General features: G+C 68.5%; 8 protein-coding genes. 6 read left to right on the top strand and 2 right to left on the bottom strand.

The window, feature by feature from the left end:
• Positions 1 to 28 precede the first annotated feature (28 nt).
• The gene (locus tag EAO70_RS33805) at positions 29 to 1,510 is read left to right on the top strand and encodes a serine/threonine-protein kinase (RefSeq protein ID WP_055600071.1); all 1,482 of its coding nucleotides are present in this window, start codon (positions 29 to 31) and stop codon (positions 1,508 to 1,510) included.
• Positions 1,511 to 1,582: 72 nt separating this feature from the next.
• Here the strand turns inward: EAO70_RS33805 and EAO70_RS33800 are convergent, their stop codons facing one another.
• Positions 1,583 to 3,634 (bottom strand): N-6 DNA methylase, encoded by a 2,052-nt coding sequence (locus EAO70_RS33800; protein WP_055600053.1) that lies wholly within the window; start codon positions 3,632 to 3,634, stop codon positions 1,583 to 1,585.
• 202 nt (positions 3,635 to 3,836) lie between these two features.
• Here EAO70_RS33800 and EAO70_RS33795 point away from each other — a divergent pair, with 202 nt between their 5' ends.
• The 5 genes from EAO70_RS33795 (at position 3,837) to EAO70_RS33775 (ending at position 16,522) form a co-directional block, all read left to right on the top strand.
• Entirely contained in the window at positions 3,837 to 4,778 is a 942-nt protein-coding gene (locus EAO70_RS33795; protein ID WP_148006532.1) for a serine/threonine-protein kinase, read from the top strand.
• Positions 4,779 to 4,874: 96 nt separating this feature from the next.
• Positions 4,875 to 6,362: a serine/threonine-protein kinase gene (locus EAO70_RS33790; RefSeq protein WP_055600054.1), complete on the top strand. Its 1,488-nt coding sequence runs from the start codon at positions 4,875 to 4,877 to the stop codon at positions 6,360 to 6,362.
• Positions 6,363 to 6,514: 152 nt separating this feature from the next.
• Entirely contained in the window at positions 6,515 to 9,733 is a 3,219-nt protein-coding gene (gene drmD, locus EAO70_RS33785; protein ID WP_055600055.1) for a DISARM system SNF2-like helicase DrmD, read from the top strand.
• Positions 9,730 to 14,058 carry an Eco57I restriction-modification methylase domain-containing protein gene (locus tag EAO70_RS33780; RefSeq protein ID WP_261993158.1) on the top strand — a complete coding sequence of 1,443 codons (4,329 nt, stop codon included), beginning with the start codon at positions 9,730 to 9,732 and terminating at the stop codon, positions 14,056 to 14,058. The genes drmD and EAO70_RS33780 overlap by 4 nt, the downstream gene beginning before the upstream one ends.
• A 121-nt stretch (positions 14,059 to 14,179) precedes the next feature.
• Positions 14,180 to 16,522: a hypothetical protein gene (locus EAO70_RS33775; RefSeq protein ID WP_148006530.1), complete on the top strand. Its 2,343-nt coding sequence runs from the start codon at positions 14,180 to 14,182 to the stop codon at positions 16,520 to 16,522.
• Here EAO70_RS33775 and EAO70_RS33770 read toward each other — a convergent pair.
• A complete protein-coding gene (locus EAO70_RS33770) occupies positions 16,515 to 16,724 on the bottom strand; it encodes a DUF397 domain-containing protein (protein WP_254047310.1) in 210 nt (69 codons plus the stop codon). The genes EAO70_RS33775 and EAO70_RS33770 overlap by 8 nt on opposite strands.
• Between the last annotated feature and the right edge of the window lies 1 nt (position 16,725).

Here is a 16,725-nt window from a genome sequence, read left to right as displayed (position 1 = left end):
AGGCGTACGGAGGGGCGCAACGGTGGACATGGGCTCACAGGAGATCCGGACAGGACAGACCGTCGGCGGGCGCTTCAGGCTCGTCGCCGCGATCGGCAAGGGCGGCATGGCCCAGGTCTGGCGCGCCCATGACCTTCGGACCGGGCGGGATGCCGCGGTCAAGTTTCTCCGTCCGGACACCGAGGACCTCCATCAGCTCGACACTCACGAGCGGCTGGCCGAACTCGACATGCTCCGCGCCCGGTTCCGCCGCGAGGCGAACCTCCTCGCCCAGTTGGCCCACCAGGGGATCCCCGAGCTGTACGACCGGGGCTCGCACGACGGCATGCCGTATCTCGCCATGCGCCTGGTCCCCGGGGTGACCCTTCACAAGTTCCTCGCGGAGAACGGCCCGCTCGCCCTGACCGTGGCCACCGCCGTCGCCGCGCAGGCAGCGGACGCCCTGGCCTGCGCGCACACACTGCCCGTCGTACACCGGGATCTGAAGCCCCACAACATCATGGTCTCCGACGAAGGGGTTGTCGTCCTCCTCGACTTCGGCATCGCGAAGCCGATCGGCGTCGGCGTCACTCACTACACGAGGCACGGCTCGACGCTCGGAAGCCGCGGTTACCAGGCTCCCGAACAGATCTTGGAGAGAGAGCCCACCACGCGCACGGACATCTACTCCTTCGGCTGCGTCTGCTACGAACTGTTCGCAGGCCGCGCCCCCTTCATCCTCGGCGAGGAGAAGGGGCTGATCGAGCAGCATCTGCACAAGGATCCACTGCCGCCGAGCACTTACGCGGCCGGAATCCCCGATGCCCTCGACGATCTGCTGCTCCGCATGTTGGCCAAGGATCCCGAGCAGCGGCCTGCAATCGACGAAGTACTCAATGTCCTGAGCCCGTTGACACCTCGTCCTGGCTCACCTGAACCGCGCCCCCGGCTGCGCTACGACCCCACGGCCCCGTTTCGTCTTCCGAAGAACCAACCGGGCGATGGGCCATCGGCGACGACTCCTCAGCCCGTTCCGACCGTCTTCGAAGCAGACGACGAATGGCTGGACGTACGTGCCGTCGAGCGGCTCTGCGATGCGGCCGAGCAGGAGATTCAGGAGGGTGACCCGGACGAGGCCGTGCGACGCCTTGCACAGCTCGCCCCCCGGGCCCGGCAGGAGTGGGGCGCCCGGCGCCCCCTTGTCCGCCGGGTCTGGGACCTGGCCGCCGATGGGCTGCGGATCGCCGGCGACTGTGGCGGCGCGGCGCATCTCTACGAGTCCATCGCCGACGATCTGGCCCGCGGTGAGGGGCCGCGGGAGCGGGCCGATCAGACCGTTCTGCGACTCCGCGTCGCCGAATGCCGTCTCGCGTTCGGCGAGATCGAGGCGGCGATCAGGGTGGTCGAGGAGGCGGGGTACCTGGCGGCAGGGCTGCCTGCGCCGCTGGCCGCGCAAGTGGAGGAGGTGCGGCGCGAGGTCGACCTCGATCTCACCGAACGGCTCGCCGGGCCCGACATCCCTCAGGAGTAGCGTGCCGGCCGCACCCGGCCTGCGCCCGCCTACACCGACACTCCCTCGCTGCCGCGCGGGCCAGCAGCTTCGTCACGCCTTACGCGACAACCGCCCCGCCGCCAGCTCATCGCTGAGGCCACGCACGAGACCGACACCGAGGGAACTCAGCCGCGTGACGAGCCTCTCGAACGAGACCACCTGCTTGAACGCCTCGCTGTAGACCTGCTGTTCTTCCAACGAGACCTGGCGCACTTGCAACCTGCGCACATCGACTCGTGAGGAGCTCGACGCGTGTGTACCCGCCTGCCGGGCATTGGCAGGTGCCCGCAGCGACCCGGCGAGGAACCAGGCGTCGAGCTTTTCCGGGTGCACGCGCAGCGCGTGCAGCTGGGGCCCGAGCGCCATGGCGTCGCCTTGATGCACCCAAGCGGAGAACGCCCTGGCCACACCCGCGACCACGACATCCCCCCGCTCCACGATGACCGCTCCCTCCACCTCGGCATCCGAATGGCTCAGCCAGCTGCCGGGCTCACCGTCGAGAAGCAGGTCGGGGATGGTGAGCAGCGCTACCCCGCCCTCGTCCGGCCGACTGTCGATCACCGTTCCGCTCGTCGGCTGCTGGCCTGCCCTGAGTGTGAGCGCGCCGGCCCGGGCGAGCTCGCCCACGGTTGTCGTGGGCTGGGCGCCTTCCTCAGCGTCCGACAGAGTCAGCGCTGCCAGGCGCCCGCCCGTGACACCGAGATCGGAGACCAGTCCGCTGAATTCGTTCCAGGATTCGCCGAGCGGAGGAGCGGAACCCAAGGCCCCCGAAGCCACATGACGGCCGGGTGTGAGGTCGACCTCGTCGTCGAGCAGATCGATGACGGGCACGCTGCTGACGTACTCCGGCCGGGCGGCTGCCCCGCTGTCCGTCGCGACGCTCCCCGCGGCGTCAACAGCGGCTCGGACGAAGGAGCCGAGTGCCTCCCAGTCCGGCCCGGAGTCCCTTGCCGAGGCTCGGGGGAAGCGCGCGGCGCCATCGGCGAGGAGCAGCTCACCGGGGCCCTGCGGTTCGGCTCCGGCCGTGGGCAGTCGCAGCACCCAGAGCTGCAGCGAGACGCTGTGTGGCGCCGCACACCCGGGCGGCAGCGCCACAACGGCCCGGAGCGCCCCCGTACGAAGAAGTGATCCTCGGATTCTGCGTCCCGCTCTGCGGTTCGCCACGGCCGGCGGGAGGAGCAGGACGGCAACCCCTCCAGGGCGCAACTGGGAGAGACAGTGCTGGACCCAGGCGAGTTCAGGCTCGGTGCGTGGCGGCATTCCGTGTGCCCATCGAGCATCCGTGGCCAGTTCTTCGTAGCCCCAGTCACGTTCGTTGAACGGAGGGTTGCAGAGCACCACGTCCGCACGAGTGCCCGCGAAGGGGTCGGCACGGAGGGAGTCGCCGCTTCTGACCTCGGGGTTCGGCGCTCCCTGTGCCGAGGGCGATGCGAGCGCGAGGCGAGCGTCCGCAAGGGCTGCGAGCACCGGGTCCTTGTCGCAGCCGAGCGGAACCACCCCGGGGTGTCCCGCGGCTGCGACCAGCAGATGTCCGGTGCCGCAGGCGGGGTCGAGGACCGTGACCAGGCCGTTGTCCGTCCCGTCACCCTGCCTGACCCGGAAGCGTAGAGCGAGGTCGGCCATGATCGCGGCCAGCGGTTCGGGAGTCGTGCTGATCTGGCGCACATGTACGTCGAGCCAGCGCCGCAGCAGAAACTCGAAGGTCTCGCTAGGGCCCTCGCTCCGTCCGAGCTCCAGTGTCTCCGCAACCAGTTTCCGTGCCGCGGCCGGAAGTTCGGAGGGGTACTCGGCGCCCTTGCCCGTACCGCGTCCGCTCAGCAACCATCCGGCGGCCGCGATCGCAAGCCCCGTCTCGTCGCGGTTACCCAGTGCCTCGAACTGCGGCCACAGCCAGTCGCGACCTGCGGACTTCCTCAGCTTGTTGTTGTCCCGCAGCCATGCCTCGATCTCGGTCAAGGAGAACTGCGGGCTCCCGTCCGTGCCACCGATCCGCGTGGGAAACGACTCGTGCCGCCGCCGCCAGTTACTCACAGCAGCGCGCCCCACCCCCGCGAGTCGCGCGATTTCGGCCAAGGTCACTGGCACAGCGCGTGATGAGGTCATCCGGTCTCCCAGCGTATATACGGTTCAAAGCCGGATCATCGGCACTCCGGAGCACGAAAACAGGCCACCACCCACGCACCCCACCGTCAGGCTACTACGCCCGTTGACTTTGTTCACAGGTGCGCACCGCTCATTCACCAAGCCTTTGCCCCCGTACGATCGCCCCACACACCCCACGACCTGGGCTCGGGAAGGAAGGGTCATGCGCGCCATCGGCCATGGCACCGTAGTCGGCAATCGCTACCGGCTGGACCGTCCACTCGGCCGCGGGAGCATGGGGCGCGTGTGGCAGGGACACGATCTTCACCTGGAGCGCCCTGTCGCCGTCAAGACGGTCACCACGGACGATCTCACGAGCGAGGAAGACCTCGACCGGTTCCGTAGACGCTTCGAGCGGGAGGCCAAGGCCGCTGCCGCACTCGACAGCGCAAACGTGGCGACCGTCTACGACGCCGCCATGACGGGCGAGCTCCACTGGCTCGTGATGCAGCTCGTGGACGGTGCGACCCTCGGCATGGTCCTGGATGAACGCGAGCGCCTCGACGTGGCCTCGGCGGCGGCCGTATGCGCGCAGATCTGCGCGGGTCTCTCGGTGGCACACGCCGCCGGCCTCATCCATCGGGACCTCAAGCCGGAGAATGTCATGATCCGCCGCGACGGCGTGGTGAAGGTCCTGGACTTCGGCCTGGTGAAGCTGGTGGTGGATGACGGCTCGCGACTGACAGCCACGGGCGAGCATCCGGGAAATCTCCTGTACGCCTCCCCCGAGCTGATCTCCGGGAACGGCGCACCACTCGACGCCCGCAGCGACCTCTACAGCGTCGGCTGCCTGCTGCACCATCTACTCTCGGGTATGCCGCCGTTCCCCTCCACGTCCCCTCTGGCCGTCGTCAGCGGGCACCTGTACGAGGCCCCGCCGGCTCTCGGCGAGTACGGAGTGGAGGTGCCGAACGAGCTCCAGGCCTTGCTTTTCGCCCTGCTCGCGAAGGAGCGCACGGAACGGCCGGAATCGGCAGCCGACGTGTACGGCACCCTGGGCCCCTGGCTGCCCACCCCGGCCGCCGGGCCCGCCACACTGCGCAGTTTCGGCCCCGAGGATCCGCGGCGCCCCTTCGTCCTGCCCCAGGGACCGTATCCGGTGTGACGGATTCCGACGCACGATCGTTCCGTCGCCCTGGTGCGGTGAGAGGATGCTGAGCACCCAGCGGGGGCAAACGCAATTCAGGGGCCGGGGGAGCGTGTGAGACGAGTCATCCAGGAACGCTTCGAGCTGATCCGACGCATCGGCCGGGGAGGCATGGGCGAAGTCTGGGAGGCGAAGGACCTCCGGCTCAATCGGCTCGTCGCGGTGAAGCTGCTGCGCCTGGACGGCACCGGCGGAGGCAGTAGCCGACTGGAGCGGCGCTTCGAGCAGGAAGCGGACCTCCTTGCCCGCCTCGGGCACCCGGGTGTACCCGTGATCCACGACACGGGCAGGCACGAGAGTGACGCTCTGTACATCGCCATGGAACTCGTCCATGGCCAGACCCTGGCCGACCGCCTCAAGGAGCACGGCCCGTTCCCGGTGACGCTGGCCGCGAGCGTCGCGGTGCAGACGGTGGAGGTGCTCGCCGAAGCACATCAGATCCCTGTCATCCATCGTGACCTGAAGCCGTCGAATCTGATGCTGACAGACAAGGGGACGCTGAAGGTTCTCGATTTCGGCATCGCCGCCGCCCGGCAGGACGATCCCGACGCGCCACGGCTCACCGGGACGAACGATCTCCTCGGTACGCCGGGGTTCATCTCGCCCGAACAGGGACTGGGCAAGCCGGCAACCGCACGGAGTGACCTGTACGCCCTCGGCTGCGTGCTGTACGAGATCCTGGCGGGGAAGCCGCCTTTCGAGTTGCAGGGTGGCGTGCCGCTCGCCCTGCTCCTCAAACACATGCACGACAAGCCCGCTCCCGTCACCGAGCACCGAGCGGACCTGCCGTCCGAGTTCGCCGACCTCGTCATGCGACTGCTCGCCAAGGACCCCGCGGATCGCCCCTCGGTACGGGAAGTACGGGAAGTGGCTCGCACCTGGCTGGAGCCACAGACGATCCCCGGCCCGCGCACGCCGTCGGCAGACCGCCCCGCCCCCGCGAGCTCGCAGACGCGGTCCGCGTCGGGTGCGGAAGGCGCACAGTCGGCGGCGTCCCTCTCCGAAGAGGTCCGCGCGCTGGCGGCGCGGGGGGAGCATGTCGCCGCCGCGGCCCTCCTGGAGAAACACCTCTGCGGTACGCGCCGACGGCTCGACGACACCGAGGTGCTGCCCTTGCGTCTCACCTACGCCGCGCTGCTGATCGAGTCCGAGGAGTTCACGACCGCGTACGAGGTGTTCTTCAGCCTCGGGGGCGCCCTGCGTCAGCACCGTCCGGCAACAGACCGGGATGTCCTTGCGTGTCGCGCGGGCGCAGCCCGATGCCTCTCGGAACTCGGCCGCACTCCTGAGGCGCGGCACGAGTACGAGGCACTGCTCCCCGTCCAGCAACATGTCTTCGGGCCGATGGACCGGGCCGTCTTCGACACCCGGTACGAGATCGCCGCGCTCACCGCCCGCGGGGGCCAGATCGAGAGCGCTCAGGCCCAGCTGACCGGCTTGGACGCCGACCAGCAGCGCGTCCTGCCACGCACGGATCCCCGGCACGCCAGGACCGCGGCGCTCCTCGGACGACTCGATCGCTTCGAGCGGCGCTCCACGTAGTCCCGATCCGAGCCATCACGCGTGAACTATGTTCACAACAGAATCCCTCGGTTAACATACCGCCCACGGCGGCTTCCCGTTCCGTGTCCTGAATTGCGTAAAGTCGATGCCGTATGCGAGGGCGCGGCCCCGTCACAGAGAGAAGGCACAGCATGACGCAGGCGGCCCGGCGGGATCGCGGCACGGACGCATCGGAGCAGCTGCCCCAGGAGGGCGAGCTGGTCGAGGTGCGCGGCCAGAGCTGGGTCGTCGCCGGTGTCGATGCGGCGCCCGCCGAAGGTGGGCGGGCCGCCACTCTGGTCCACCTCCAGTCGGTGGCCGACGGCCGCTTCGGGGACACGCTCTCCGTCATATGGGAGGTCGAGCCAGGGCGCAGGGTCCTGGACCGGGGCTCGCTGCCCGATGCCTCCGCCTGCCAGTTCGACCCGCCCTCGCGTCTCGCCGCCTTCCTCGACGCCGTCCGCTGGTCGGCGGTCGCCTCCGCCGACGTCAAGACCCTCCAAGCGCCCTTCCGCTCGGGCGTCGCTGTCGAGCCGTACCAGCTCGAACCCGTCTCCCGTGCTGTCGGCGCACCGCGTGTCAACCTTCTCCTCGCCGACGATGTCGGTCTCGGCAAGACCATCGAGGCCGGTCTCGTCGTGCAGGAGCTGCTGCTGCGCGGCAGGGCGCACCGGGTCATGGTGGTCTGCCCGGCGGGCCTCACCCTGAAGTGGCGGGACGAGCTGCAGGACAAGTTCGGTCTCACCTTCACCATCGTCGACTCCGAGCACTGCGCACGGCTGCGCCGGACCCACGGCACGGCGGCCAATCCGTTCCGGGTCCACCCGCTCACCATCATCTCGCTCCCCTGGCTGCGCGGTCCGAAGGCGCAGCGGCTACTGGACGAAGTGGTCCCGGCCCGGGAGGAGAACCAGGAGGACGGGTCCCAGCAGCGCCGCTTCTTCGACCTTCTCGTCCTGGACGAGGCTCACCATGTCGCACCGGCCGCACCCAAACAGGTGTATGCGGTCGACTCCCAGCAGACCAAGCTGATCCGGCGCCTGGTGCCGCACTTCGAGCACCGGCTGTTCCTCTCCGCGACCCCGCACAATGGCTACCCGGAGTCGTACACCGCGCTGCTCGAACTCATCGACAACCAGAAGTTCGCCCGGGGTGTCGAACCCGACAAGCAGTCCCGGGACGAGACGGTCGTACGCCGTCTGAAGGTCAACGTCACCAACCCCGACGGTACACAGCGCTTCCGTATCCGCCAGACCCACGAGCTCCCCGTTGAATACACCGAGTTGGAACGGGAGATCCACGGCCTGCTCGGCAGCTTCGCCGACCTGCGCAAGCGTCGTATGGCCCCGAAGGCGCGCGGTGGCCGCCGTGCCGCCGACCTCGTCACGCTGCTGCTGAAGAAGCGCCTCTTCTCCTCCCCCGCCGCCTTCCTGCACACCGTCAAGGTGTACCTCTCCCACCTGGACGACACACACGGCCGCACGCGTTCCGCCGCCGCCGAAGTCCCCGAGTGGCTGGAAGAGTTCGCCGACCTCGCCGCCGACCTGGACGACCTCGGCCTGGCCGACGCCGAGGACGCGGCCCTCACCCGCTCCACCAGCCTGACGCCGCAGGAGGACGGGGACGAGCTGACGCTGCTGCGGGAGATGGAGCGCTGGGCTCTCATGCACGAGGCCGCCGCCGACTCCAAGGCCGACGCGCTGATCAATGAGCTCAAGGCGATCTGCCGCCCCGACCAGCACTGGCTCAACGAGCGGGTCGTGGTCTTCACCGAGTACCGCGACACCCAGAAGTGGCTGTTCAGCCTGCTCCAGCAGCATCAGCTCACCGACGGCGGGCGGGTCGCCGTGCTGCACGGCGGGCTGAACGCCGAGGAGCGCGAGGAGATCCGGCTCGGCTTCCAGGCCCATCCGGCCACCGAGGAAGGCAAGGTCCGCATCCTGCTGGCGACCGACGCGGCCAGCGAGGGCATCGACCTCCAGAACCACTGCCACCGGCTATTCAACTACGACATCCCGTTCAACCCCAACAAGCTGGAGCAGCGCATCGGCCGGATCGACCGCTGGGGCCAGCGCACGGATCCGGAGATCACCCATTTCATCGGCGCCGGCTGGGAGAAGGCCAAGGCCGGCTCCTACGAGGCCGACCTCGAGTTCCTCTCCCGCGTCGCCCGCAAGGTCGCCAAGATGGAACAGGACCTCGGCTCGGTCAACGCCGTCATCGCCGAGGCCGTACAACGGCGCATGACCGGCGACCAGATGCCCGTGGACATCGAGAACGCGAAGCCGAGGCAGATCGCCGGCCGCAAGACCGGCGGCGACATCGCCGCCGAGCAGAACGTGACCGCGCAGGCCAAGCGTCTCGCCGACCAGTACCAGGAGACGGTCGACACCCTCGGCCTGACCCCGGCCAACATCAAGCGCGTCGTCGACACCGCGCTCGCGCTCGACCACCAGCAGCCCCTCGCTCCCCACCACAGCGTGGACTTCGAGGGCGGCCTGTACGACGTGCCGCCGCTGTCCGGCACGTGGGAGCGCGCCACCCGGGGCCTGGCCCACAAGCTGCGCCCTGCCGAGCAGCGCCCCGTCACCTTCGACCCGCAGATCGCCGCGCTCGGTCGTGACGACATCGTGCTCGCCCACCTGAAGCACCCACTGGTCGCGCTCTCCACCCGGCTGCTCACCGCCGCGGTCTGGAACGCGGACAGCGTCGGCCTGCACCGCGTCGCGGCCGTTGTCAGCGACGACCCCGCTCTTCAGACGACGCTCGTCTCGGCCTACGCGCGGTACGTCCTCGTCGGCGCGGACGGCACCCGCCTGCACGAGGAGATCCTCTACGCAGGCGGCTGGTTCGGCGACACGGGTCGCTTCCGCCGCTGGGACTCCGTCGGCGCCCAAGGTGCCGCCCTGGGTCGCGCCCTCACCGACGGCACCGAGGCCGCGCCCGCCCTGCGCCAGGAGCTCACCGGTGCCTGGTCCAAACTGAAGGACCCGCTGTACGACTCTCTGGCCGCCCGCGCCCGCGAGCGGCGCGCCTCGCTGGAGAACGCCCTCGACAGCCGCCGCGCCGAGGAGGAGGCCCGCATCCAGGCCACCCTCGACCGCTTCGAGGCCACCCTGCGCGCCAAGCTCAAGGAGGAGGGCGACGACGACAACGAGCAGATCGCGCTCTTCGGCACCCGCGAGGTGTCCACCGCCGAGCAGCGCCAGTACCGCGAGGACCGCGAACGCTGGCAGGCGCGTATCGAGTCCCTGTCTGCCGAGCGGGAGCGTGAGCGCGCCACCATCGCCGCCCGCTACCACGAGCCGCGCTCCCACCTCTTCCCCGTCGCCGTCGTCTTCGTGATCCCCGCAAAGGAAGCCCGCCGATGAGCCCCCGCCCCGCCGCCTCCCGAGGACTCGCCGCCGCCCGGGCCAAGGCGCTCGACGGCCGCTCCCAGCACCAGGAGTGGCTCGACCTCACCGAGGTCTCGGGCCCCTTCCTGACGATGCCGGTACTGCTCCACACCTGGCCCCAGCTCGACGCCCTCGACAAGGACGAGCGCGCCCGTCTGCGCGCCCAGCACGCCGACTGGCAGACCAACACCGCGGCAGGCCGGGACGAGTGGGTCGCGTACATCCTGCGCTCGCTCCTTGAATGGGGCGACGCGCTGGCCCTGCGGCAGGGGGAGGGCGAGGACGTACCGGACCTGGTCCTGGACCGCTTCACGCTGGACGTCCCCGAGCACGGCGCCCGTCTGCGCGCCGACTTCGCCCTGGTCGAGCCCGGCGCGGACCTCGCCGCCGAACCGGATGCGACCACGGCCGCCAAGCGGGTCCGTGTGCTCGGCATGACCGTGCCGAGCGGCACCGCCCCCACAGCGCGTGCGAACTGGGGCGGCGACTGGGCGGCCAGTCCGGCCGACCGCCTGGCCCGCCTCCTCCGCCACCACGACATCCCGCTCGGCCTACTCACCGACGGCCGCTGGTGGTGCCTGGTCTGGGCGCCGATCGGCGGCGTCACGACCACGGCCGTCTTCGACTCCATCGACTGGAACGCGGCCGCCGATCGGAACGTCGTCCGCGCCTTCGTCTCCCTGCTGCGCCGCCGGCGCTTCTTCGAGTACGAGGAGTCCGAGACCCTCGTCGGCCTGCTGAGGAAGAGCCTGGACGCGGGCGACGAGGTCACCGACGCCCTGGGCGTCCAGGTCCGTCAGGCGGTCGAGCTCCTGGTCGACGCGATCGGCCGTGCCGACGCCCGGACGATGGAGAACGGCGCACCCGGCCTGCGCGCCGACGGCGTCGCAGCGAGCGAGGTCTACCGGGGCGCGGTCGCGGTGATGATGCGCGTCGTCTTCCTCCTCTTCGCCGAGGAACGAGGGCTCCTTCCGGCGGACAACGAGGTGTACGCGAAGTCCTATTCGGCCCGCTTCCTACGGGCTGAGCTGAAGGCACGGGCGGACGCCGAGGGCGAGGCGTCCCTGGAGCACACGACGGCGGCCTGGCACCGGCTCATCGCGCTGTTCCACGCGGTGCACGGCGGCGTCAAGCACCCGGAGCTCGTCCTGCCGGCGTACGACGGCTCGATCTTCGACCCGAGCACGTACCCCTGGCTGGAGTCCCAGTCCGGGCTCCTGCCGATCGACGACCGCACGGTCCTGCACATGCTCCAATCCGTCCAGGAAGTCCGCGTCGGCACGGGCAAGCAGCGCGAGACCCGAACGCTCAGCTTCCGCGCGCTCGACGTCGAGCAGATCGGTTACGTGTACGAGGGCCTGCTCTCGTACGACGGCGAGCGCGCCGTCGAGACCATGGTGGGCCTGATCGGCCCCGCGGGCATGGAACACGAAGTGCCGCTGCGGGAGCTGGAGTCCCTTGCGGCGCAGTCGAACGGCAACGTCAAGACGCTGGCGAAGAAGATCTTCGAGCAGTGGAAGGACCCCAAGCCGCCGGCGAACGCGACAAGGCTGGAGAAGCTGCTGTCCCCGGCAAAGGGCGCGAAGGGCGAGTCCGACGCGGAGGCACGGCGGCTAATCCAGGCTGCTTCACGGGACGCGGGGCTCACGGAGCGGCTGCTGCCGTTCTTCGGACTGCTGCGGAGGGATCTGCGAGACCTCCCGGTGGTGATCAGGGCGGGTTCACTGTTCGTCACGGAGTCCTCACTCCGGAAGAACACCGGCACGCACTACACCCCGCGGTCGCTGGCGGAGGAGGTCGTCCGGCACGCGCTGGAGCCCCTGGTGTACGAGCCGGGCCCGCTCCAGACGGCGGACGAGTCGGCCTGGGTCCCGAAGTCCGCGAGCGAGATCCTGGACCTGAAGGTCGCGGACATCGCGATGGGCTCGGCGGCGTTCCTGGTCGCGGCGTGCCGGTACCTCGCCGACCGCCTCATCGAAGCGTGGGCGCGCGAGGAGCGCGAGGACGCGGTGACGTACCGGGCCGCCGGTCGGGGCGTCGACACCGTGACGTCGGTGGACGCGGAGTCCGACCCGGTGGTCGTGGAGGCGCGCCGCCAGATCATCGAGCACTGCCTGTACGGGGTGGACATCAACCCCATGGCCGTGGAGATGGCCAAGCTGTCGCTGTGGCTGGTCTCGATGGACCCGGAGCGCCCGTTCACGTTCCTGGACGACCGTCTGGTGGCGGGAGACTCGTTGCTTGGCGTCTCGTCGATGGACCAGCTGACGGCGGTCCACCTGGACGTGGCGAAGGGCGACCTGCTGGGCGCGGAGGCAGACACGGAGACGCTGGTGGCGGAGGTGGTTGCTGCTCGGCACGCCATCACGGAGCTGGGCGACAGCCCAGAGGAACTGGCCCAGAAGCGCGAACTGTTGCGGGGCGTCCGCGATAAGACGGCGAAGCTGAGGCTGGTCGGCGACCTGATCGCGGGCGCGGCACTGGCGACTTGCGCGTCAGGCCGGGTGGCCTGGTACGAGGACGAGGGCGGCGAGCGGGTCAGGGACCTGTTCCCGACGGCGGCGCGACTGGCTCGAGACGTGGTGCCGGCGGCGGTTGCGGATGAGTCAGTGGTGGTGACGGAGGCGCGGAAGCAGGCGGCGGAGTGGCTAGCGAGCGAGCTGCCGGAGGGCGGGCTGCGGAGGGTGCCGGTACATTGGCCGCTGGAATTTCCGGAGGTGTTTGCGGAGAGGGGTGGGTTTGATGCGGTGGTGGGGAATCCTCCGTTCTTGGGTGGACAGAAGCTGACCGGCGCGATGGGCGAGGCTTATCGCGAGTACATGGTGGATTACCTTGCATGGGGCAAGCGGGGTAGTGCGGATCTAGTAGCCTATTTTCAGCTACGCACTCACACACTGACCAGCAAACACGGAAAATCCGGATTGGTAGCGACGAATACGCTCGCACAAGGCGAATCGCGCAGCGTTGGCCTCGACCAACTACACGCTGCGGGCGTGACCATTTATCGGGCCATCAAGAGCGCACCCTGGAAGTCAAATTCCGCAGCGCTTGAATATTGCGCAATCTGGGCAACTAAATCGCCGATCAGCGACTTTGCTGAGGTTGTTTTGGACGGCACAAAGGTAGCGAATGGCATTACGCCAGCACTCAACCCCGGCACTCGGGAGCTTCGATGGGTCGAGTCGCTCGAATCAAACCGCAACCAATGCTTCCAGGGAAGCAACATCGTCGGTCTTGGCTTCGTAGTAACTGAAGCCGAAGCTCGCGCATGGATTGCCACCGATGGGCGAAATTCGGACGTGCTCTACCCCTACGTAGGCGGTCAGGATCTAGTAAATATCCCCACACTCGACTCTGGTCGATGGATCATCAACTTCCACGACTGGCCCTCCTCGCGCGCCGCCGAATACAAGCAACCTTTCCAGCGCGTCGTAGATCTCGTCAAACCAGAGCGCGAACAAAACAATCGAAAAGTATACCGCGATCACTGGTGGCAGTATGCCGAAAAGAGACCGGCTCTAACGAATAAGCTCGGCAAGATCAGCAACTGCATCTCCATCCCGAGGATCAGCAAGTACGCTCTACCCGTCATGATGCCGACCCGGCACGTGTTCGACCAGATGCTTGTCATTGTCGCATCCGAAGACCGTGCGATGCTCGCAGCGTTGAGTAGCTCCCCCCATCTCTGGTGGGTCATCGAGTATTCATCAACGCTGGAAACTCGGACCAACTATTCGATTTCCTCTGGCTTTGAGGCTTTCCCGACTCCTAACCTCACCGGAAGGATGCGCACAGCCGGTAGCCATCTCGACGAGTTTCGCCGCGAGCTCATGATTCGCCGCAACATCGGCCTGACCGCCACCTACAACCTCGTCCACGACGCGACCTGCCAAGATGCCGACATCGTCGAACTCCGCCGTATCCACGAGGAGGTCGACAAGGCCACCGTCGAGGCCTACGAGTGGCACGACCTCCTGGACGAGACCGGAGCCACGCCGGCCGCCGACCCGACCCACGTGACCGTCCCCCTCGACCACGGGTTCCACGAAACCGATCAGGGCACCCGCTACACCATCGGCCTCCTCGCCCGTACCGAGATCATCGACCGGCTCCGTCAGCTCAACCACCAGGCCTACGCCGACGAGGTGTTCCTCGGGCTGCACAAGAAGCCCAAGAAGCACCCGGACATGCCCCCGCCCTCTCCCGAGGCACACCGCAAGAAGGCGGAGCAGTCACGGAAGACCACTAGGGTCGACTTCGAGGACGACGGACTCTTCCGGCCCGAGGGAAGCCTCTTCTAGAGCGACGCCCCTCCGCACAGCGCACAACCCGTCTCCGTACCGATGGCGAAACGCCCCGGTACGGAGACGGGCGTACCTGACGACCCCACGCGCACCGCGCCGACCCTCACCGCGAGGTCTCATGTCGCCGTACGGACACGATCACCGGCTCGTACAGACCGGCGTCATCCGTCACAAGGACTCCGACCACCCGGTCATCCTTCCGATGGCCGCCCACGAGCTGGACCTGTGGCGCAGAGCCCACCCCACCTACAGCTACTGGTGCGGCACACAACTGGGTGGCTGTGGAGGCGAGTTAAGCGACCGTCGCTACACCAACAAGGTATGCCACTTCGCCCACCACCCCAACGCCGTCTGCCACCGCACCGCGAACGGCGAATCCAGCGCTGACCACCTCTTCATCAAGCGCGGCGTACAACACCTGCTCAGCAGGCAGCAGGTACGTGGCAGGGTCAAAACCCGGGACCTCGGTACCGGCCCCGGCGACGCCGTCGATGTCGACCTGCCCGGAGCCCGTCGCAGGCTCCGATTCCAGCTCGGCAACCTCGACTACCGCGCCTGGCGGCGTTCCGCCGACGACCTGGCCGAGGAGGGCGTGGACGACCTCGACTGGGTCTTCGGCCCCGACACCCCCGTCACCCGCGAACTCGTCGGCCGGCACGGCTTCTGCCTCCGCGTCCGTCTCGAAACCGTCGGCGGTGAGCGTCGCGTCCACATCGGCGCCGAGACACAGGACCGGACGGTCGAGTGGACCCCGCTCGAAGAGTGCAAGCTGACGCCGACCGGCCTGATCACCCCACGCGTCGAGTCGATCCGCATATCGCAGCCTCGTCCGAAGCCGTTCACCTTCCCACTCGCGGGAGGGGTGATCTTCGTACCCGTCCCGGAGGCCTCGGCCCCCACCAACTCGCCCTTTGTCGACGACGATCGGCACCTCATCGTGGCCGACGTCAAGCCGGTCGACAGCCCCGTCGTCCGCGCCCTGCTCTCTCTCCCCGGAGATACGGACCCACCGCCCGCTGACCACGTCTACCGCGCCGCCTACTCGGCTCACATGCTGGTCACCGAAGGCGGCGGCTGGGCGGTGCACACCGACCGCTATGTCCGCCTGAACGTCAACGAGGCCCAGCGCACCGGCCTCTGGGTTCCGCCCCCGATGGCAGGCACCGCACCTGTACCGGCCACGCGCCCGCCGTCTCAGCCCAAGCAGCCGACCGAGGCACAGGTATCCCCGCCCGAGCCTGCTCGCATGCAGCAGCGCCCAGCCAAGCCGACGGTCCTCACCAAGGACGACCTGGTGGTTCGGCTGCGTGATGCGCTCGCGGAGCGCGCCCGGCTGGGTGCCACCACGACCTGGGAAGCTCTCGCCAAACAGATCGGATTCGACGCGGCGGAACTCTCCGCCGCCGATCGCCGTGATCTGCTCGTGGAAGTGGATTCGCCGTTGTCCGAGTACGTTCCGGTCAGATCCGCCCTACTCCGTGAGGGCACCAAACCGCTTCCGTACCTCGGGGACATCCTCGATCGCCTCGGCGTCCCCTACGCGAAGGGTTCCTCCCAGATCCGGCAGTGGGCCGTGGTCGAACGGGATCGCGCCTACGCCGCGTACGGGCAGCCGGCCCGAGCCATGGGGGCGCGCCTGAATCTGGCCCCCGCTCAAAGGCATCTGCTCACCAAAACCCCGGGCCCTCGGAAGTCCGTCCAGGTGCTCACACCGGTGCGGCGAAGCGAGCCCAAGCAGCATGCCCGGACCGATGCACGAATGAGCGAACTGATCGCCCAGCTCAGAGAAGTGCGATCGCGCCTCACCAAATCGGTTCGGAAGCGGGTCAACCGGTCGATCCGTGGAGCCGAGGCATGGCTCGGCACTCTGCCTATGCAACGCGTCCCCGCCAGGGCGCGAGCTGCTGCCCAGAGCCGCGAACATCACGTCAGCTCTCTGGAGAACGCCCTCACCGCTGCTCGTACAGATATCGCCGGATCAGAGTTCCTCACGCGCCATCAGGACGCGCAGAAGTCGACTGTCCCGAAGGCAGAGAAGACGGCCCCCATCCCCACCAAGTTCTCATCTGCGCCGGCGGCTTCGACCGACACGTCGACATCGGAAGCACGGCTGACCCGCCAACTACTCAGGGCGGCGTCTCGCGGCGAGACGGTCCACCTCCTCGACCTCGAAGGTGGCATAACTCTTCCAGACGCCACTCTGCGCATGAGGCTGGTGTCCGTGGACCGCAACGCAGGCCCGGACGGCCCCTTGCTCTCGGCCCTCGTCACGGCACCTGCGGGCGGACCTGTGCTGTTCTTCCGCAAAATCCTCAACGAGTTGGGACTCGCCGTGCCACAGACCGACCAGGCGCTCAAGGCCATCTGGCATCGAGAGCAGGAGCGGGCCTACGCGGCACACGCGACTCCTCCCCGCCCCATGCCACCCCGCCTGGTACCTCCCGCGGAGTCGGTCAGTTGAGCGGCTGCGCCCCGGCATACCCCAGGAACGTGGTCCACGTGGTGGGTGCGAGCGTGAGCCTGGGGCCTGCCGGGTTCTTCGAGTCCCGTACGTGGATCTCGGCCGACGTGACGCCAACCTCGACGCAGTCGCCACCGCCCGATCCGCTGTAGCTGCTCTTGCGCCAGTTCAGCAGTCCGTCGTGTTCGGTAGCCCGCTCCATT

It is taken from the genome of Streptomyces sp. adm13(2018) (assembly GCF_008042145.1).
In the GTDB taxonomy this organism is placed as follows: Bacteria; Actinomycetota; Actinomycetes; order Streptomycetales; family Streptomycetaceae; genus Streptomyces.
This window is presented reverse-complemented; position numbering and strand designations above follow the sequence as displayed.